This window comes from Corynebacterium sp. LaCa117, from assembly GCF_046717765.1.
In the GTDB taxonomy this organism is placed as follows: Bacteria; Actinomycetota; Actinomycetes; order Mycobacteriales; family Mycobacteriaceae; genus Corynebacterium; species Corynebacterium kefirresidentii.
In genome coordinates this window covers 313291-332270 of sequence record NZ_CP177102.1, presented here as the reverse complement: position 1 = coordinate 332270, position 18980 = coordinate 313291, and the positions used below count along the sequence as shown (strand labels likewise).

Genomic DNA, 18980 nt, shown 5'->3' with positions numbered 1-18980 from the left:
GATGCCCTGCTGCCCCTTTGGCGTGCCCGCACCACGCCACAGCGGGTGCCCCGGATTGCACGCAGCGTGCGGCACCGCTAGCGGACGATACGCGCGGAGGCGGAACGGGCATCTGCAATGACGTTGGGGACTCCAACGCCGCCGGCCCAGGCGCCGGTGGCATCGACGCCGGGCGTCGCCGCGAGAGCGCCGCGTGCGCCGGCCACAGTTTCGAGGTGCCCGGCGTCGTAGCGCGGCAGGCCGCCGAACCAACGCTGGGTGAAGATCTCCGCGACACCCGCGGCGCGGCCGTCGAAGCCAGTGAGTCGCTGGAGATCATCGAGGGCATAATCGACGAGGTCGTCTTCTTCGGCGCGGACGATGGCGTCGTCGCCAAAGCGGCCGAAGGAAGCACGTACGAGGGCGCCGCCGCGCTCAGCCAAATGCGGCCATTTGCGCGAAGAGAGGGTGAAGGCCTTGGCATGCACGTCGTCTTGGTCGGTGGCCACGAGAATTCCGGAATTCTGCGGCAAAGCGTTTCCCGAAGGGTCTGTATCGGACTCGAATTTCAACCCCACGACGGCCGACGCCGCCAATTTTACGCCCTTCAGCCGTTCCGCCGCTTGCGGGGACACCTTGAGCAATAGGCGTGCCGCGGTCGGAGCCGGGGTGGCTACGAGCACGCGGTCAAATGGCGCCGCATCGGCCGGTGCTCCGGCCAGGCGGAATTGCTCGCCCTCGCGGGTAATGCCGGAGATAAAAGTATCGAGGTAGATCTTGGCGCGGGATTGCTCGGCCAGTGCCTCATAAAGCTCCGCGTAGCCGCCGCGGAAAGTCTGGAAGACGGGGCCGCCGCTGCGGGGCGCGGCCGCGCGGGCCTCCTCCAGCGTGCGGACCGCGGCCGAGAGGGTCACTGGGCCGCGCTCGGACAGCGCGTCGAGGGTTTCCGCCAGCGCCGGGATAGTCGCGCGCACACCCAGATCATCGGCCGAACAGGAGTACACGCCGCCGAGGAGGGCGGAGATAACGTGGTCGACGAGGTCGTCGCCAAACTGCTGGCGCACCAGCTTGCCTACGGACACGTCGCTGCCTGCCGTCCACTCGAAGGGCTCTTCATTGTCGATGCGGCGCGCGGTCTCGGCCGAGACCAAGTGCGCGACCGGCTCCGAGTGCGAAGGAATGCCCATCATTCCGCCGCGCGGCAGGGGCTTGATCTCGCCGGAATACACCAGCGAGTGCAGCCCGGAGGGCTCGACCAAGCTATCGCCGAGGCCGAGGGATTCGATAAATTCCACGGCGTCGCGCCGGCGGGCGAGGAAGGCCTCGGCGCCCATGTCGGTCGGGCCGTCGTTAAACGGCACAGAGTACAACTTTCCACCGATGCGGCCGGCGGCCTCGAAAACCTCGACGTCGTGATCGCGCAGCTCGTAGGCGGCCGTCAAGCCCGCCAGGCCGGCACCGATAATCGCAATACGCATTTAGCCCTCCTCGTGGATGATAGATACGGCGCGGGTGATTGCTTCCGCGTCAGTAGTTGGCAGGACCCCGTGGCCGAGGTTCCAGATGTGGCCGTCGATATCGCCGCGCTCGCGCGCCCGATCGACCTCGCCGCGGATGGTGCGTACGGCCTGGCGCACGGCGTCGTCGCCGGCAAAAAGCATGGCTGGGTCAAGGTTGCCCTGCAGCACGCGGGCGCTCACGCGCTCGGCCGCGGCATCCATGGGCACGCGATAATCGACGCCCATGACCTCCGACCCCGCCTCCGACATAGCCGGCAAGAGCTCGCCGGTGCCGACGCCGAAGTGGATGCGCGGAATGTCCACGCCGGCCAGGATTTCTCGCGAATACGGCAAAACGAATTCGCGGTAGTCACGCTCGTTGAGGTAGCCCGCCCAGGAATCGAAAAGCTGCATGGCGTCGATGCCGGCATCAACCTGGACCTGCAGGAAACGGGTGATGGTAGGCACCAGGCGGCGCATGAGCATATGCCAAGTCTCCGGCTCGGCGTGCATGAGGGCCTTGGTGCGCTCGTGGTTCTTAGACGGCCCGCCCTCAATGAGGTAGCTAGCCAGCGTGAACGGTGCACCAACGAAGCCGATGAGCGCTTGGGTTTCGGTGAGCTCGGCCAGGATGCGGGCGATGCCTTCGGTGACCTCGGGGACATCGGCCTCTAGCAGCGGCAGCTTGCCGACGTCCTCCCTACTCCGCACCGCCTGCTCCATCACCGGCCCGCGACCCGGCACGATATCGACCTTGACGCCGGCGGCTTTGAGCGGGACGACGATATCGGAAAATAAAATGGCAGCATCAACGTCGTGGCGGCGCACCGGCTGCAGGGTAATTTCTGCCAGCAGCTCTGGCATGAAGCAGGAATCGAGCATGCTAATCCCCTCGCGGGCGGCGCGGTATTCCGGCAGCGAACGGCCAGCTTGGCGCATGAACCAGACTGGGGGTCGGGAGGGGGTGCGGCCGAGGGCGGCGTCGATAAGCGGGGCACGATTAAGTCGAGACATGCCCCAATTATGAATCAAAAGTTGGAGTGGGGGCTAATTAGCCACGCAAGCTGCGGTCCTTAATAAAGCGGTTGGACTGCGGCTGGAAAAGCAGCGCGAGGGCGATGATCAAGGAAATGGGGATAATCAGCAGACTAAGCCCGCCAATGCCAAGCGCCAGGGCGGCGATATTATTAAAGAGCGCGATGGCGATGACAACGGTGATGATGCGGCGCGCCCACTTGGACCCGCTGGCCAGCTGCGCGGCAAAGAGCGCCAGCACGACGGCGCCGACGGCATTGGTCACCGCAACAAATAGCCGATTTTCATGCAGATACTCCGCGACCTGCGCATTCTGCGGCTCCACCTGCGGCCCGCCCGAGCCAAAGATGCCCACCATGCCGCTGACCAGCATGAGCACGGCGCTGACGACGAGCACCCAATAGGCCCAGCGCAGCGGCCGCGGCCAGGCGTCGAGGTTCTGGCTGGCGGAGGTATTTCTGGCCGCGCGATTATAGTCCCGGGGGCCGGGCCGCTCGGTATTGCTCATCGCTTGTCCTCCCGGTCAGTGCGCTTGCTGCGCTGGTCATCCTTGACACGCTTGCGTTCTTGCTCGGCGCGCTTCTTCTCGCGCTGTGCTTGTTCGAGTTCCTTTTCCAGCTCGCGCATCTGCTCGAGCTCGCCGGTGTAGTCCAAGGTATCGACCCGCACGGAGAAAATCAGGCCGAGCACCGCCGCGACGCCGACCAGGATCTGCACCATGCCATCGGCGGCAAAGAGCCAATCGGGCACATCAGCGCCGGCCGGGGTAACCATGAAAGTCAGCAGGATGCGGAAGCCAAAATACAGCGAGAAGGCGAACCACACGCGCCGCGAGGTGCCGGCCCGCTTGCCGCGACGCGCCAGGGACCGCAGCAGGAAGGCCAGCAGCACGATAATCGCCAAGGAAATGGCGGCCGAAAGGGCGACGGAGGCGTAGGCGGCGGTGCGGAGGAAGGCGTCGGAAAGCTGGGCTTCATCGACGCCGGCCGGCGCGGACTTGGCCATCTCCTTGGCCTGCGACATGAGTACGTCGTGGTTGAGCAGCGTCAGCACCACTTTGAGCACCTGGTGCACGGCCTCGCCGCACAGCGCGCCCATCCACAGCCACAGCATGTACGCCACGGATTCCGGGCGTTGCGTGCGCGGCGAGCGCGGAGCAGGGGTGGACGACGGGGGCGTAACAGTCACAGGGATCCTTTACTTGAGCAGGCGGGCGGCTTCGGTAGCGAAGTAGGTGAGAATCTGGTCGGCACCGGCGCGCTTGAACGCGGTCAGGGACTCGAGCATGATGGCCTCGCCGTCAATCCACCCATTGGCGGCCGCGGCCTTAACCATCGCGTACTCGCCGGAGACCTGGTAGACCGCAACCGGCACGGGAGAAGTCTCCGCCACGGCCGAAAGCACGTCCAGGTAAGGCAGGCCGGGCTTGACCATGACGAAGTCCGCGCCCTCTTCGATGTCGAGCTCGGCCTCGAGCAAGGACTCGCGGAAGTTGCGCGGATCCTGCTGGTAGGTACGGCGGTCGCCCTCGAGGGAGGAGCCGACGGCGTCGCGGAACGGGCCGAAGAAGGCGGAGGCATACTTGGCGGAATAGGCCATGATGGCCACATCCTCGTGGCCGGCCTCGTCGAGGCCGGCGCGGATGGCGGCCACCTGGCCGTCCATCATGCCGGACGGGGAGACGATGTGGGCGCCGGCGCGGGCCTGGGAGCGGGCCATGTCTTGGTAGAGCTTGACGGATTCGTCGTTAAGCACGCGGCCCTTGTCATCCAGCACGCCGCAGTGGCCGTGGGAGGCGAATTCGTCGAGGCAGGTATCGGCCATCACGATGAGGTCATCGCCGAATTCCTCGCGCAGGCAGGAAATGCCGCGGTTCAAAATGCCCTGCGGGTCCCACGCGACGGAGCCGGTATCATCCTTGTCTTCCTCGAGCGGAACGCCGAAAAGATCGACGCAGGTCACTCCGGCTTCTAGCGCCTCTTCGGTCGCGCGGCGCAGGGAATCAAAAGTGTGCTGGTAAACGCCCGGCATGGAGGGAATCTCGCGCGGGGCGTCGAGGCCGTCCACGATGAACATGGGCAAAATCAGGTCCGAGGGGCGGACCTGGGTTTCGGCCACAAGGTTGCGCATCGCGGGGGTGGTGCGCAGACGGCGTGGGCGGCGGGCTGGGAAGGTGCTCATTGGGTACTCCTTAGAGCGAGACTAAAACTTATGCCTTGTCGACCTTAGTAGCCTTCTTGCGCGAGCGGCGCTTCTTCCTCGGCGCGGGAAGGTTTCCGGCGGCGCGGAGGGCGGCGACGTGGTCTGCGAGGGCGTCGACAAGTGCGGGTACGTCCGCGACCTCGGGCACGACATCGACGCGCAGGCCCATCTCTTCCGCGGCCGCTCTTGCCGACGGCCCGATACACGCAATGATCGTCCGCTGGTGCGGTTTGCCCGCAATGCCCACCAGGTTGCGCACGGTGGACCCAGAGGTGAAGGCGACCGCGTCGAAGCCGCCGGTCTTGATCATGTCGCGGATCTCGGCCGAAGGCGGGGCGGCGCGGACGGTGCGGTAGGCCACGACGTCATCGACTTCCCAGTCGAGGGCCTTGAGTCCGTCCACGAGGGTATCGGCCGCGATATCGGCGCGCGGGAGCAGGACGCGGCCGACGGCGTCGATATCTTCCACGAAGTTGGGGAAGACATCGAGCAGGCCCTCGGCGTTCTGCTTTTTCTTGTGCGGTAAAAGCTCCGGGACCATGCCCTTGGCGCGGATGGCGGCCGCCGTCTTGGTGCCCACGGCCGCGAGGTGGACGCCGGCGAAATCGCGGGCGTCGAGGCCGAGCTGGGCGATCTTATCCCACACCGCGCTCACTGCGTTGACAGAGGTAAAGACGATCCACTTATAGCGGCCCTCGACGATTCCCTTAATCGCACGGTCCATCTGCGCCGGATTACGCGGCGGCTCGATGGAGATGGTGGGCACGTTTTGGGGAATGGCACCGTAGCCGGCCAGGCGCGCGGACATCGGACCAGCCTGCTCCTTAGTGCGCGGCACGAGCACGCGCCAGCCGTAGAGGGGACGGTTTTCCCACCAGGAGTATTTGGTGCGGTCGTCGATGCTGCGGCCGAGGGTGACCACGAGCGGGCCGACAAGGTCAGCGTCGAGTTTGCCCATGGTGCCCAGCGTGGTCTCGTAGGTGCGCTGCAGACGGGTGGTGCCGTGGACGGTGACAAAAGCCTCGGTCTCGGCCGGCATGCCGCGTTGTTGCAGCTCTTCGGAGATGACCGGCAGGTCCTCCTTCGTGGCCTGCAGAACGATGGGCTGCGTGGCGTTGGCCAGCGCGTCCCAATCGGCGCCGTTGGTGACATCGGCCTCGGTATAGGTCGAGCCGAGTGCAATGCCAGCAAAGGACGGCACGGTCGACGGCAGGGACATGCCCGGCACGACCTGGAATTCTAGGCCGGCGGAGGCCACGGCATTGATTTCGGCCTTGATGGACTCGCGGTGCAGCGGGTTGCCGGTCACTAGGCGGATGACATCTTCGCCGTCGGCCTCAACCAAGCACTCACGCAGCTGGCCGACGATATCCTCTCCCGGTTCATACAGCACCGCGGCCGTTGGCGGCGCGGGGCGGGGCGGCTTGCGGCGCGCGCCCTTAGCCTTGGCATCGGCGCACATTTGGGCGTATTCGGTCTCGGCGGCATCGAGAAGCTCTTGCGGTACGGGCAGGGCGGCTGCGACGGCATCGCGCACCCCCTGCATGACCTCTGGATCGGTCACGGCGATGGCACTATTTGCCAGAACCTCGCGGGCGCGGACGGTCAGCAGGTCGGGATTACCTGGACCAGCGCCCACAAAGACGATCTTGCCCAATTGGGTGTCTGGCGCGGCATTGCTCATAAAGTTCTTTTCTAAATTCGGGCGCGCGGCACCGCGCACGGACATGATCGCATGCGGTGTGGTTCCCCGCGCCGGCGGTGGGTGACACGGTCATAACGGCCAAAATCCCAGGCCTTAAGTCCTGGGATGCCCTTAAAGGGGGCCGGATCATTGCGGGACAATGATTTGTGGTATCTACACCTTAAATTATTAGCGCCTAAAGGCGAAATTACTTGCCCAGCAGCTCGGCCGCACCACCGGCGAAAAGCTCGTCGGAAACGCGCGCGCCGAGCTCGGCGGCTTCGGCCGCAGGCCCGGAGGCGGTGGCAGTAAGCTGACGCGAACCATCGAGCGCAAAGACGCCACCGCGCACGGTGAGCTGGTCGCCGTCCCAGCGCGAGGTGGCAGCCACCGGCGCGGTACAACCGGCCTCAAGGCGGGCCAGCACGGCGCGCTCACCGGCCGCGGCGGCCGAGGCGCGGTCATCAACGATGGCATCGAGGGCCGCGGCAGCCTCGGTTCCGGCCACGGCCTCGATGGCGAGGGCGCCCTGGGCCGGCGCCGGCATGAAGACGGAGGGCTCGAAGATTTCGGTGGCACGGTCCGCGTAACCGCCGCGCAGCAGGCCGGCATAGGCCAGCAAGACGGCGTCGAGCTCGCCGTCGGTGACCTTGGACATGCGGGTATCGATATTGCCGCGCAGCGGGCGAATCTCCAGGTCGGGGCGAATGGCGGCCAGCTGGGAGATGCGGCGCGGGGCGGAGGTACCCACGCGCGCGCCCTGCGGCAGCTGCGCCAGGCTCAGGCCATCGCGGGCGACGAGCGCCTCGCGGGAATCCTGGCGCTGCGGCACCACGAGGCGGAAGCGATCATCGGGCGCGGTGGGCAGGTCTTTAAAAGAGTGGACGGCGATATCGCACTCGCCGGCATAAAGCGCCTCGCGCAGCGCCTGGGTAAATACGCCGACGCCGATGCGCTCGACCGGTGCCATATTGACGTCGCCGGCGGTGGTGACGATGTGGAGCTGGGAGTCAAAGCCGGCGTCGATAAGCCAATCGCGGACATGGCCCGCCTGGGTGGTGGCAAGCTTGGAGCCGCGGGTACCAATCTGAAACATTTAGGCCTCCTTAGTCATGGTGGGCAATTCATTAACGGCCACGGACACACCGGAGCCTTCCAGCTGCAAGCCAAAAAGTTCCTGCAGGGCATTTTCGCTGCTGACGCTGCTTTCCGACGCCGCCAGCTTCTTCGCCCTCACCGTCGGTTCATGGAGCAGCTTATCGGCCACGCGCTTAAGGGCGAGCTGGACGTCCTCAAACTGCTTGCCCGCGAGTTCGGGGTGCTTGTGTTGCAGGCGTGCGGCCTCGCATTCCACGAGGTCGGCCGCACGGCGGTGCAGGGCGCTCACGGCCGGGGCAACGTCGCGCACGCGCTGGGCCGAGGTATAGGCCGCGAGTTCTTCGTCGACGATGTGGCGGGCCTGCGCGTGCGGGCTGGTGCCGGCCGCGAGATCGGTGGAGGCGGCCGAGAGCGACTTGCTCAGGCGCTCGATATTGACCAGATCCACGCCCTCGGCCGCAGCGGCGGCATCGTCGATATCGCGCGGCAGGGAGAGATCGATGAGCATGAGCTCGCGGCCGGTGGGAATGTCGGTGGCCTCGATGGTGAAGTTATCGGCGCCGGTGGCGGAGATGGCCAGGTCGACGTCGGAAAGCGCGGCGGCACGTTGGGAAAAGTCCACGACGCGGGCGGCAACGCCCGCCTCCTCGGCGTGGCTGGCCAGGCGCTCGGCGCGCTCGCGGGTGCGGTTGGCCAGCACCAGCTCCTTGACCCCCAGCCGGCCGGCGTGGGTGGCGGCGAGCGAAGCCATAGCACCTGCGCCGAGGACCAACGCGGTCTTGCCGGCCAAGTCCTCGGCGTCTAGGCGCTGCAGGGCTTGGTCGAAGGCGAAGGACACCATGGAGGAGCCTGCCTCATCGATGTCGGTCTCGGAGTGCACGCGCTTGCCCGCCCGTAGCGCCGACTGCGCCAACGCGTGGATGCGCGGGCCGGCCGTGCCTTGTTCGGAGGCGGCCTGGTAGGCGCTGCGCACCTGGCCGATGATCTGCTGCTCTCCTACCACCATGGAATCCAGCCCGGAGGTCACCGACATCAGGTGCTCGGCCGCGGCGTCGGCATAGCGCACGTAGAGGTAGCTGCGCAGCTCCTCCTCGCTCACGTCCGATACCTGGGTGAGCACGCGCACGACTTCCTGCACGCCGGCATGGAAGGAGTTGGTCACGGTGTAGACCTCCATGCGGTTGCAGGTGGAGATGATCATCGCCTCTGAAAGTGAGTCGGCCGCCACCAGTTTCCCGCAGGCGGAATCCTGGACCGCACTATCCATGCTCAGCTTCTCCAGCAGCGCCACTGGCGCCGACTGGTGGGACATGCCCACGACGAGCACGCTCATGCACAACACTCCTCAACCATTTGATTGATTTTAATCCTCCAAAAGACTACCCGTCGGTGGCATGGATCCCGAATTATCTGCTTAGCTCGGCCGCGAGCTCGGCGTTGTCTACTTCCCAGCAGGCGAACTCTTCGCCGTCGATGACCACGACGGGCACGCGATCACCGAACTCCATGGCCAGCTCCGCGTCCTCATCCACGTTACGCACGGCAAGCTCCGCACCTGCCTGCGCGACAACGGGGGTAATCTGCTCCCTCACGCGCACACAAGAACCGCAGGTGGTGCGCACCATGAGCTCGACGAGATGCTGAGACATATTCTCCTCACAGGGACGGCGGCGGTCGAAACCATTACTATGGACACGTTAGTCCACCCCGCGTTTGCGAAAGCTGTTTGTCTGACTCGTGTCCGCTACCACTCCCCCAGGGTTCCCCGAAACTCCCCGCGAATTCTTGGCCAACTGGACCGCTTCGCGCGGCAATCTGCGTAATTTTTTAGAAAACCAGGCGCTCGCCCCGCTGGACGAGGAATCCCAGCGCACCGCCGGCGAAGCCGCGGCCGCGGCGGCATTGGAAGAATTCGGGCTGGAGCTAGAGGATTTTGCCTCCGGTGTGGATTCGGTAACCGGCTCTTATGACGCGGCGGGCGCGCAGCGTATTACCGCCCAGGACCCAGACGTGCCGGTGGATGTGGGCGCGGCGGCGTTTTTCGACGTCGACAATACCCTCATCCAAGGCTCCTCCCTCGTGGAATTCGCCTTCGGGTTGGCCCGCAAGCGCTACTTCCGGCTATCGGAAATCGTGCCGATTGCATGGAAACAGCTTAAATTCCGCGTCTCCGGCAGCGAAAATGCCCGAGACGTCGCCGCCGGCCGTGCGCAGGCGCTCGAGTTTGTCAAAGGCCGCAGCGTCGACGAGCTGGTCGAGCTATGCGAGGAGATCGTGGACGCCTCGCTCGCGCGCCGCGCATACCCTGGCACTACCCAGTTAGCAGAAATGCACTTAGCCGCCGGCCAGCAGGTGTGGTTGGTCACGGCCACCCCGGTGCAGCTAGCACAGGTGCTCGCGCGGCGCTTCGGGTTTACGGGAGCGCTCGGCACCGTCGCGGAGGTCAAGGATGGCAAGTTCACCGGCCGGCTAGTCGGCGATATCCTGCACGGCCCCGGCAAAAAGCACGCCGTAGCCGCGCTCGCGACCATCGAGGGCTTGGACCTTTCGCGCTGCACCGCGTATTCGGATTCCGCCAACGACGTGCCCATGCTGTCCATGGTCGGTACCGCCGTGGCCATTAACCCAGACCGTAAGCTGCGCACCATCGCCAGCGAGCACGGCTGGCTGATGCGCGACTATCGATCCGTGCGCCGCGCCATCCGCACCTATGGCCTGCCGGCCCTGGCCACCGCTGCCTTTTCCTATGGCGGCTGGCGCTACTACCGTCGCTAAGCTACTGCTTGCGGTAGCGGTCTGCGCTGGGAAGGGACTGTAGCCAGCATGCAAAAACCCTCCGCACAAAGGCGGAGGGTAAGAAGCGAGCTGGGTTTACTTGCCCAGCTTACGGCGCTGCACGCGGGTGCGGCGCAGCATCTTGCGGTGCTTCTTCTTGGACATGCGCTTGCGGCGCTTCTTAATGACGGAACCCATAGAGTCCTCACTTTCAAATAGTACGTACTGTCAAACTTGTCAGCGCTAAAACGGCGAAGGTGCACTCTTGCCGCCGTGGCCACACAGACCGCGGGCCACATCAGCGAGCCGACACGAATGCACACCATCTTACCCAGCCCCCAGCCCGTGACCAAAAAGGGCCTAGGAGAAAGAACAGCGCCCACCACCGCTGACCACGATGGCCAGCAGAGGTGGGCGCTGTCTAGTGCGGCGCGAGCCTAGGCTCCGTAGACGGATGCCTCCAAGTACTCGTTGACGGCGGACTCGTGAACGCGGAAAGAGCGTCCAACGCGAACAGCCGGCATTTCGCCTGCGTGAACCAAACGGTAGACGGTCATCTTGGAGACGCGCATAATCTCGGCGACCTCCGCGATCGTCAGAAAGGTTCCCTTATCTTCATTTGCCATATATATCTAACCCTTCAGCTCGGTGCGCGCTGTAGGCTTCCCCTCCCACAGGACTTCACGCACGTGCTTGTCCTAGCCTATCGTGAAACATGTGACTAATGCGACCCAAGTGCCAAATTTCTTCACAGCATTCATTAGGGTTTACCCCGAAAGCGCTGCTTAACACCCGCCCCAGCGCTCCCGGGCGGGTACACCCCCGCCACGGGGAGGTCGCGCACGGAAGCTTTAGCCAAGCTCCTTAGCCTTGTCGGAGCAGGCCTCTGCCGCGCGGTAGAACGCTCCACGCAGGCCGGACTCCTCCAGCTCGCGGACAGCGGCCGCGGTGGTGCCGCCCGGCGAGGTCACTCCGGCACGCAGCTGGGTGGCCGAACGGCCAGAGCTGGCCAACATCTCGCCGGAGCCGGCCGCAGCCTGGGCGGCAAGCTTCTCAGCGACGTCGCGGGGAAGGCCGAGCTGCACGCCGGCGTCGACAAGCGCCTCTGCCACGAGGAAAAAGTATGCCGGGGAGGAGCCCGCCAGCGCGGTGGCGGCGTCGATATTCTTCTCTGGGATAACCGCGACCTCACCGACGGCCTCTAGCAGCTCGCGCACGCCGTCCATCTGGGTGTCGCTCACGTGCTCGCCGGCCGCGCAGGTGCACATGCCGCGGCGCACCAACATGGGGGTATTGGGCATGACGCGCACCACCGGCTGGCCTTCGCCCACCGCACCCTGCAGCTGCTCTAGCGTTAGGCCCGCGGCCATGGAAACGACCACGGCGTCCTTCGCCGGCGAAAGACCTTGGAGCAGTTCCAGGATGGCGTAGGGCTTCACGCACGCGAAGATATAGTCCGCGCCGTCTACCGCGGCCGCATTATCGCTGGTGGTATTCACGCCATAGGTCTGTTCGAGTTCTTGGCTGCGCGATTCGGTGCGATTGGTGACCGTGATATCCGAGCCCGCAAAGCCCGATGCCACGAGTCCCGAGGTCAAAGCCTCACCGATTTGTCCGCCGCCTAAAATTGCAATTTTTGTCATAGTCTCCACCATGCCAAAAATGCGGAACCCCGGCTACCGTGTGGGGTAACCGGGGCATCGCCAAGCGCGGGCTTAAAGCATAACCAGTAGGAGCGGGCCGAAGGTAAGGACGAGGCCGGTAAAGCCGGCCAGGAACATGGAGAAACCATCGCGTGCGGTGCGCAGCGCGTGGGTCACACCGACCATAATCGCGGTGACGCACAGCGCTAGGACGGCCACGACCAGGCGTGGGAAGTTATCCCACAAAATCTCAAAGCCCTTGAAGATGACAATCGCCAGCAGGATGCCCGCGACGATCATCAGCAGGATGGATACCGGATTGAGCTTCTCGTGCTCTTCTTCCACCCAATCCTCGTTGTCCTCGACCTTGGGTAGGTTGCCGGTTTCCTCTGCGCTCTTGGCGACGCCCGCCTTCTTCGACGCCGGCACCGCCGCCGCGGCCGCTCCAGCACCTGCTGCCGCAGCTCCCGCTCCGGCCGCCTTCGCGCGCTTGTCATCCTTAGGCTTTTCAGCAGCAGGCTTCGCAGTGCCCTGCTTTTCAGCGCGGGCCTTGTCCGCGTCTGGCTTCTTTGCCGCTGGCGTGTCCGCAGCAGGCTTAGCGTCGCCCGCCTTATCCACCCGCTGGATTACCGCGGTGTCATCGGCTGAAGGCTGGTTCTTCTTCGCCGCGTCCGGTGCCGTGCCGGTGGCAGCAGGCTTCTGTGCGGCCGAAGCAGCGGCAGCTGGAGTAGCGGACGAAGCAGCTGCAGTCTTTGCGGCTGGGTCCGCGGCGGGCTTCTTCGCGGAATCGGCACCGGCCTGTTCGGCTGACTTGGGGGAACGGATGACGGGGGCGTCTTCGTCGATAGAGACGGAGGTGTGCTTGGCCTCGGCAGGAGAAGCCTTGACCTTTTTGAGGTTGCCGGTCAGCTCAGCAACGGAAATGCCGCCTTCATCCAGGCTGCGGCGGTGGCGACGAGAACGGTTGTCTTTCTTGCTTTCCTTCTCGCCGCGGGCTTTGTTATTGCGAGCCAGCAGCTCTGCCACGGTCAACTTATTCTGGTCAGCCATGATCTCTTCCTATTCCAATCCCTTGTCGGTCCGGCGCAAAATGACGCCCTCACGCAGCGCCCATGGGCAGATTTCCAGCTTCTCGATTTCCAAGGCTCGCATGGATGCCTCGGCCACCAGAGCGCCGGCAACGATTTGGTGCGATCGGTTAGAACTTACACCTTCTAGGTCCGCTCTGTCTGCCGCAGTCATGCGGGAGATGAAGGAAATCAACTGGCGCAGACCCGGTGCAGTCAGCGTGCGCTTGACGTATGGGCCGGCAGACGAGGGCGCAGAACCGGTAAGTCGTGCAAGTGTACGGAAGGTTTTAGAGGTGCCCACGGCGAGGCCGGCGGGACCCATCGCCTTCATCTGTGCGGCAACGTCCTCGAGCTCTGCATCAATAAAATCGCGCAGCGCACTTACCTTCTTCTTCTCTGGTGGGTCGGTATCGAACCAATTATGGGTCAACCGGCCGGCGCCCAGGTCAAGGGAGAAAGCAAGGTCGGGGTGCTCATCAGTACCAGTGGAAAGTTCCAGCGAGCCGCCGCCGATATCCAGGTTGGTGATACGGCCAGCGGACCAGCCATACCAGCGACGCGCGGAGAGGAAGGTCAGCTGGGCTTCTTCCACGCCGGAGAGGATTTGCAGGCGCACGCCGGTATGCTTTTCCACCTCATCGAGAACCTCCTCCGAATTGGGCGCGGAGCGCACCGCCGAGGTAGCAAAGGCAATGAATTCAGCGCAGCCAAGCTTTTCACCCAGCTCGCTAGCTTCAGCTACGGCACTGACCAGCTTCTTTACACCCTTTTCATGGATGTTGCCCTTCTTGTCCAGCTGTTCTACCAGCCGAAGCGGGGTCTTCCAATCACTCATCGGAGTCGGCCGTCCGCCCGTCGCGGCATCGACCGCAACGAGGTGGACGGTATTGCTTCCGACGTCTAATACACCTAATCGCACACTAATAGCGTAGTAGGTCTACCGTGGTTAGGTGTGAATCGCCCAAAATCTGACACGGTATATCTAGGTTTTCCCGCGAGCTCGCCCGCGGCGGCGTCGATAAGAGCGGGCCGCGAAGAGGCCCCCGATTTCCCGCGGGAGTGGTTTGAATTTACCAATCCGAACGACCCACACCACGTCTTTTCCATCGACCTGACATGGGTGGAATCGCACTACAGCTGCCAATTTGGTACTTCGGCATGCCGGGGCATCGACAAGCGCCAGCCCGAAGTGGGCTGCTGCGTGCATGGCGCTTATATGGCCGATGAGGAAGACCGCGACCAGCTTTATGACGCCGTCGCGCGCATGCCCGCCGAATATTGGCAGCTGCGCCCAGCGGGGGTAGATGAATTCCTCGCGCAAGACGCTACGGATGAATTAGAGCCGTGGCTGGAATGGGACGAACTCGACGGCGAGGACGGGGAACCGGAGCCGGCCCTTAAGACGCCGATTGTGGATGGCGCGTGCATTTTTGCCAACCGCACCGGTTGGGCAACGGGCACGGGCTGCGCGCTGCACCAGTGGGCGGTGGATGCCGGCGAAGAACTCACGGTGGTCAAGCCGGAGGTGTGCTGGCAGCTGCCGCTGCGCCGGTACGAGGATTATGAGGAACGCCCGGATGGGCAGGAGATCCTACGCACCCAGATAGGCGAGTATGACCGTCGCGGCTGGGGCAATGGCGGCGAAGATTTTGATTGGTATTGCTCAGCCGATTCCGCCTGTCACGCCAACCCGCTGCCGATGTGGCAGTCGCACGAGGACGAGCTGGTAGCCCTGATGGGCCGCGAGTCTTATGAGATTCTGGCCGCGCACTGCAAGGCCCGAGCGGCAGCGACCGAACACGGCGTCCAGCTCACGCAGCACCCGGCCAGTGTGAAGGCTGGGAGCCTGCAGGCGGAAAGCCCGCAGGCGGAAGATTAGAGCTCGAATTTATAGCCCAGACCGCGCACCGTGACCAAGTGCTTCGGGCGGGAGGGCTGTTCCTCGATCTTGGAGCGGAGGCGCTTGACGTGGACGTCGAGCGTCTTGGTATCTCCGACATAATCAGCGCCCCAAATGCGGTCAATGAGCTGACCGCGGGTGAGCACGCGGCCGGCGTTGCGCAATAGGTACTCCAGGAGGTCGAATTCCTTGAGAGGCATGGATACCGGCTCATCTGCGACGGTAACGGTGTGGCGCTCCACGTCCATCTTGACGCGGCCGCCTTCGAGGATCTGCTCGGCTACCTCTTCTTCGGCCTCGGCCTCGGCGCCGGCTCCAGAATCATGGCCGCGGCGCAGTACCGCGCGGATGCGGGCGATAAGCTCGCGGGAAGAATAAGGCTTGGTGACGTAGTCATCGGCGCCCAGCTCGAGTCCGACGACCTTATCAATCTCGGAATCGCGCGCGGTGACCATGATGACGGGCACGGACGAAGTAGTGCGCAGCTGTTTGCATACCTCGGTGCCGGACATGCCGGGCAGCATGAGGTCCAAAAGGACGATATCGATGTCGTTTGCGGCAAACTTTTCCAGCGCGGTAGGGCCATCATGCGCGATGATGGGCTCAAAACCTTCCTTGCGGAGGAGGAATGCCAGCGGATCTGCCAGCGACTCTTCATCTTCAACGATGAGGATGGTGGTCATTGTGCTTTATCCTTTCGACGTGCTGCAACGCGTGCCACTGCACGCGGGAGCCCAGGCGCCGCCGCGTCGACGGCATCCCTTTTCTCATTATCCTTCATGCCAGCTTCCTGCGCTGGCTTTTCTTCCCTATAGATGGGCAACTCGATGGTGAATGTAGAACCCGTACCCGGCCGGGACCATAGTTTGATATTGCCACCATGGTTGGCCACCACGTGTTTAACAATTGCTAATCCTAGGCCAGTGCCTCCGGTCTGCCGCGACCGGGCTTGGTCTACACGGAAGAAGCGTTCAAAAACACGTTTCTGGTCATCCGGTGCGATGCCAATGCCGCGGTCCGTGACGCGGATGAGTACGACCCCACCATCCACCACCTTTTGGGAGACGGACACCGGCATTTTCTCCGGCGAGTAGTTAATCGCATTGGAGACCAGGTTGGATAGTGCTGTTACCAGCAGCGATCGATCGCCTTTAACCTGCACGCCGACAGAGGCGCCGCGGTTGAGCTCGATGGAACGGGCTTCGGCAGCAAGGTGGTTGCGCGAGAGGGCTTCATCGATGAGATCATCTACGGCTAGGGGTTCCATCTCCGGCAGGGCCTCGGCGCCCTGCAGCTTGGACAGGGAGATAAGTTCGCTGACCATATCGGCCATGCGGTTGGCTTCCTTATAGACCTTATTGCCAAAGTACTCCACGGTCTCTTGGTCGCCGGGGTCTTGTAGCAGGGCCTCTGCCAGCAAGGCAATGCCGCCGACGGGCGTCTTGAGCTCGTGGGAGACGTTCGCCACGAAGTCACGGCGGGCGGACTCCATGCGGACATTTTCGCTTTCATCGGTGCCGTAGACGATGACAAAGCGGCCGTCATTAAGAGTCAGTGGCTTAATCACCGCCCTGACCTGCGTCACGCGGTGTCCCGTGCGCCGCTTGGGAATAGCTATGTCGACGGTGCGGGTCTCCTTGTCTTCGAAGACCTCCTGCGCGGTCTCCCACACCTCCGGGTTAACGGCGCGGTCATGCACCAAGGACATCTCATGCGCGGCCGGATTAGACATGATGATTTCCTGGCTGCGGTCCAGCACCGTCAGCGCCGTCGGCGATCCTTGCACGGCCAAGTGCAGCACCTGGCTAACCGTCGTGACCTGATTGGCCCCGACATCGGTAGCCTGGCGGTAGCGTGCAATGCGCCCGCGCGCCCAGGAAATCGCCGGCAGCGCCAACCCGCAGGCCACCACGCCGGCGGCAAAGGAAAGAATCAGTTCCACGTGTCTAGCCTATCCATCACAAAGTCCCCAGGGAATACTCCCCGGGGACTTTAGCGCAGTTACTTACTTACCGCCCTGCGCAGCAACGGCGGCGGCACCGGCAGCAGCAGCTTCCGGATCCAGGTAGGTACCGCCTGGGTTTATTACCGAGCCGTCCTCGGTAATCTCATAAACCAGCGGGATGCCGGTGGGGATATTCAATCCGGCAATATCATCATCAGAGATATTGTCCAGGTGCTTGACCAGTGCGCGCAGGGAGTTGCCGTGAGCGGCGATGAGCACGGTCTCGCCCTTCTTGGCGCGCGGAAGGATTTCCTCTTCAAAGTACGGCACAAAGCGGGCGACAACATCCTTGAGGCACTCGGTCTGCGGGACCTTGTCTAGGTCTGCGTAGCGCGGGTCATTGGCCTGGGAGTACTCGGAGTCATCAGCCAGCTCTGGCGGGCGCGTGTCATAGGAGCGGCGCCATGCCATGAACTTTTCCTCGCCGTACTCTTCCTTGGTCTCAGCCTTGTTCAGGCCTTGCAGGGCGCCGTAGTGGCGCTCGTTGAGGCGCCAATCGCGCACTACTGGGATCCAGTGACGATCGGCGGCATTGAGCGCGATGTTTGCGGTGCGGATAGCGCGGCGCAGAAGAGAGGTATATAGGACGTCCGGCAGAATGCCTTCCTGCGCGAGCAGCTCGCCGCCGCGCTTGGCTTCCGCCTCACCTTTTTCGGTCAGATCTACATCGACCCAGCCAGTGAACTGGTTGGACTCGTTCCACTTGGATTGGCCATGGCGAAGGAGAATTAGCTTTCCGTTAGTCATGTTTCCAGCATGCCACGAAATAGCTCCCGGCGTAGGAGGTTTAATCTCCACTTGCCCGCCGTTGATGGCAGTCTGGAACCTCGATATGGCTGGCCTCGTCATAGATTTCTGCGAGCGCTGCGGCGGAGCTGGCCCAGCTAAAACGCGCGGCGTGGGCGACGGCGGCTTCGCCCATGGCGATGCGCATGGGGTCGTCGTCAAGCAGGCGGGCCAAGGCATCAGCCCAATCCTCCGGATCGTGCGAGTGCACCAGCAAGCCAGTCTCCCCGTCGGCCACGGCAATGGGCAGCCCGCCGACGGCCGCTGCAACCACCGGCGTGCCCGAAGCTTGGGCCTCCAGCGACACCAGGCCGAAGGACTCGTTATAGCTGGGCACCGCCACAATATCAGCCGCGCGGTAGACCCCCACCAGCTCCTCCGGCGGGCGGGCACCTAGGAAGCGCACCCGCTTATCGACGCCCAACTCACGCGCCAACTCCCTATAAGCCTCCGGCGCTGTATTGGCCCCCGAAGGGCCACCGCAGATAAGCACCCGCAGGTTGCGGGCCGGCTCGCGGCGGAAGAGTTCGGCCGTGGCGCGGATGAGGACCTCCGGGCCTTTGAATTTTTGTAAGCGGCCGACAAAGGCCACCACCTTGGTGTGCAGCGGAATGCCCAACTCGCGACGGGAGCGCTCGGTATTGCGGTCCGTGCCAGGGGTAAAAAGCTCTACGTCGGCGCCGGGCGAGACCACGCGAATAATGTCTCTCTCGGCATCATAATGTTCGGCCAAGTCGCGGGCTTCTTGCTCGGTATTGACCACCAGCAAGTCCGCGTTATCCACCAATTGCTGTTCGCAGATGCGGCGGGCTTCGGACTCCAAGGTGTCATCCGCCGTCCGCGAGGCGTTTTTCACCGCGGCGAGGGTATGCGCTGTGTGAATGAGCGGGATACCCCAGAGATCCCGCAACAGCCACCCCACCTGGCCAGAAAGCCAGTAGTGGGAGTGGATGAGGTCATATTTTTTACCCTGCCATTTGGCAAATTGCACCATGCCGCCGGCGAAGGCGGCCAGCTGGGTAGGGAGATCCTCTTTGTCTAGCCCCTCATACGGGCCCGCGACGATATTGATAACGCGCAGGCTAGGCTCCACCGCAATGATTTCGCCCTGGCTGGGCCGGGTGGCGCGGGTATAGACGTCTACCTCGATTCCCCGGCGGGCCAATTGGCGGGCAATATTGAGGACGTAGACGTTCATTCCACCCGCATCCCCTGAGCCAGGCTGCTCGATGGGGGATGTATGCATAGAGATCATGGCGATGCGCATGGCGCTCCATTCTAGCGGCGCTATACTGGCCCCTGCC

The 18980-nt window shown here is 63.7% G+C and carries 20 protein-coding genes; 2 read left to right on the top strand and 18 right to left on the bottom strand.

Translation table 11 applies throughout. The features are described 5' to 3' along the window. Nucleotides 1-77: 77 nt before the first annotated feature. The 9 genes from ACLI1L_RS01715 to ACLI1L_RS01675 all read right to left on the bottom strand — a co-directional run bounded on the left by ACLI1L_RS01715 (nucleotide 78) and on the right by ACLI1L_RS01675 (nucleotide 9146). Entirely contained in the window at nucleotides 78-1457 is a 1380-nt protein-coding gene (locus tag ACLI1L_RS01715) for a protoporphyrinogen oxidase (RefSeq protein ID WP_394286297.1), read from the bottom strand. Then, nucleotides 1458-2492: a uroporphyrinogen decarboxylase gene (gene hemE / locus ACLI1L_RS01710; RefSeq protein ID WP_411707906.1), complete on the bottom strand. Its 1035-nt coding sequence runs from the start codon at nucleotides 2490-2492 to the stop codon at nucleotides 1458-1460. Between the two features lie 37 nt (nucleotides 2493-2529). Next, entirely contained in the window at nucleotides 2530-3021 is a 492-nt protein-coding gene (locus ACLI1L_RS01705) for a tellurium resistance protein TerC (RefSeq protein WP_411707905.1), read from the bottom strand. Further along, complete coding sequence (locus ACLI1L_RS01700; RefSeq protein ID WP_411707904.1) at nucleotides 3018-3701, bottom strand: hypothetical protein; 684 nt, start codon at nucleotides 3699-3701, stop codon at nucleotides 3018-3020. The genes ACLI1L_RS01705 and ACLI1L_RS01700 overlap by 4 nt, the downstream gene beginning before the upstream one ends. A 9-nt stretch (nucleotides 3702-3710) precedes the next feature. Then, nucleotides 3711-4694 carry a porphobilinogen synthase gene (gene hemB, locus ACLI1L_RS01695; protein WP_411707903.1) on the bottom strand — a complete coding sequence of 328 codons (984 nt, stop codon included), beginning with the start codon at nucleotides 4692-4694 and terminating at the stop codon, nucleotides 3711-3713. A 28-nt stretch (nucleotides 4695-4722) separates the two neighbouring features. Next, the gene (locus ACLI1L_RS01690) at nucleotides 4723-6399 is read right to left on the bottom strand and encodes a uroporphyrinogen-III synthase (protein ID WP_411707902.1); all 1677 of its coding nucleotides are present in this window, start codon (nucleotides 6397-6399) and stop codon (nucleotides 4723-4725) included. A gap of 208 nt (nucleotides 6400-6607) precedes the next feature. Continuing rightward, complete coding sequence (gene hemC, locus ACLI1L_RS01685) at nucleotides 6608-7495, bottom strand: hydroxymethylbilane synthase (RefSeq protein ID WP_023020479.1); 888 nt, start codon at nucleotides 7493-7495, stop codon at nucleotides 6608-6610. Next, nucleotides 7496-8830 carry a glutamyl-tRNA reductase gene (locus ACLI1L_RS01680; RefSeq protein ID WP_411707901.1) on the bottom strand — a complete coding sequence of 445 codons (1335 nt, stop codon included), beginning with the start codon at nucleotides 8828-8830 and terminating at the stop codon, nucleotides 7496-7498. 73 nt (nucleotides 8831-8903) lie between these two features. Then, nucleotides 8904-9146 carry a glutaredoxin family protein gene (locus ACLI1L_RS01675; RefSeq protein WP_394287058.1) on the bottom strand — a complete coding sequence of 81 codons (243 nt, stop codon included), beginning with the start codon at nucleotides 9144-9146 and terminating at the stop codon, nucleotides 8904-8906. Between the two features lie 88 nt (nucleotides 9147-9234). On the opposite strand from ACLI1L_RS01675, the gene ACLI1L_RS01670 reads away from it, so the two are divergent. After that, a complete protein-coding gene (locus ACLI1L_RS01670) occupies nucleotides 9235-10272 on the top strand; it encodes an HAD-IB family hydrolase (RefSeq protein WP_411707900.1) in 1038 nt (345 codons plus the stop codon). 96 nt (nucleotides 10273-10368) lie between these two features. Here ACLI1L_RS01670 and ACLI1L_RS01665 read toward each other — a convergent pair whose 3' ends face one another. The 5 genes from ACLI1L_RS01665 to ACLI1L_RS01645 all read right to left on the bottom strand — a co-directional run bounded on the left by ACLI1L_RS01665 (nucleotide 10369) and on the right by ACLI1L_RS01645 (nucleotide 13904). Continuing rightward, on the bottom strand, nucleotides 10369-10470 hold the full coding sequence (locus ACLI1L_RS01665) for a 30S ribosomal protein bS22 (protein WP_003855542.1): 102 nt from the start codon (nucleotides 10468-10470) through the stop codon (nucleotides 10369-10371). Nucleotides 10471-10709: 239 nt separating this feature from the next. After that, on the bottom strand, nucleotides 10710-10898 hold the full coding sequence (locus tag ACLI1L_RS01660; RefSeq protein ID WP_005527601.1) for a helix-turn-helix domain-containing protein: 189 nt from the start codon (nucleotides 10896-10898) through the stop codon (nucleotides 10710-10712). A 225-nt stretch (nucleotides 10899-11123) separates the two neighbouring features. Beyond that, a complete protein-coding gene (gene proC / locus ACLI1L_RS01655; protein ID WP_411707899.1) occupies nucleotides 11124-11915 on the bottom strand; it encodes a pyrroline-5-carboxylate reductase in 792 nt (263 codons plus the stop codon). Nucleotides 11916-11987: 72 nt separating this feature from the next. After that, complete coding sequence (locus ACLI1L_RS01650) at nucleotides 11988-12965, bottom strand: tripartite tricarboxylate transporter TctB family protein (RefSeq protein WP_411707898.1); 978 nt, start codon at nucleotides 12963-12965, stop codon at nucleotides 11988-11990. A gap of 9 nt (nucleotides 12966-12974) precedes the next feature. Beyond that, nucleotides 12975-13904: a Ppx/GppA phosphatase family protein gene (locus tag ACLI1L_RS01645; protein ID WP_080971159.1), complete on the bottom strand. Its 930-nt coding sequence runs from the start codon at nucleotides 13902-13904 to the stop codon at nucleotides 12975-12977. A gap of 33 nt (nucleotides 13905-13937) precedes the next feature. Between ACLI1L_RS01645 and ACLI1L_RS01640 the strand changes: the two genes are divergently transcribed. Beyond that, complete coding sequence (locus ACLI1L_RS01640; protein WP_411707897.1) at nucleotides 13938-14864, top strand: hypothetical protein; 927 nt, start codon at nucleotides 13938-13940, stop codon at nucleotides 14862-14864. Here the strand turns inward: ACLI1L_RS01640 and ACLI1L_RS01635 are convergent. From ACLI1L_RS01635 to mshA, 4 genes are all read right to left on the bottom strand, one after another. Beyond that, complete coding sequence (locus tag ACLI1L_RS01635) at nucleotides 14861-15568, bottom strand: response regulator transcription factor (RefSeq protein WP_049358745.1); 708 nt, start codon at nucleotides 15566-15568, stop codon at nucleotides 14861-14863. The two genes, ACLI1L_RS01640 and ACLI1L_RS01635, sit on opposite strands and share 4 nt — an antisense overlap. Then, entirely contained in the window at nucleotides 15565-16827 is a 1263-nt protein-coding gene (locus tag ACLI1L_RS01630) for a sensor histidine kinase (RefSeq protein WP_411707896.1), read from the bottom strand. The genes ACLI1L_RS01635 and ACLI1L_RS01630 overlap by 4 nt, the downstream gene beginning before the upstream one ends. A 63-nt stretch (nucleotides 16828-16890) precedes the next feature. Further along, nucleotides 16891-17637: a phosphoglyceromutase gene (locus ACLI1L_RS01625; RefSeq protein WP_411707895.1), complete on the bottom strand. Its 747-nt coding sequence runs from the start codon at nucleotides 17635-17637 to the stop codon at nucleotides 16891-16893. Between the two features lie 40 nt (nucleotides 17638-17677). Beyond that, complete coding sequence (gene mshA / locus ACLI1L_RS01620; protein WP_394286358.1) at nucleotides 17678-18943, bottom strand: D-inositol-3-phosphate glycosyltransferase; 1266 nt, start codon at nucleotides 18941-18943, stop codon at nucleotides 17678-17680. Nucleotides 18944-18980: the final 37 nt, after the last annotated feature.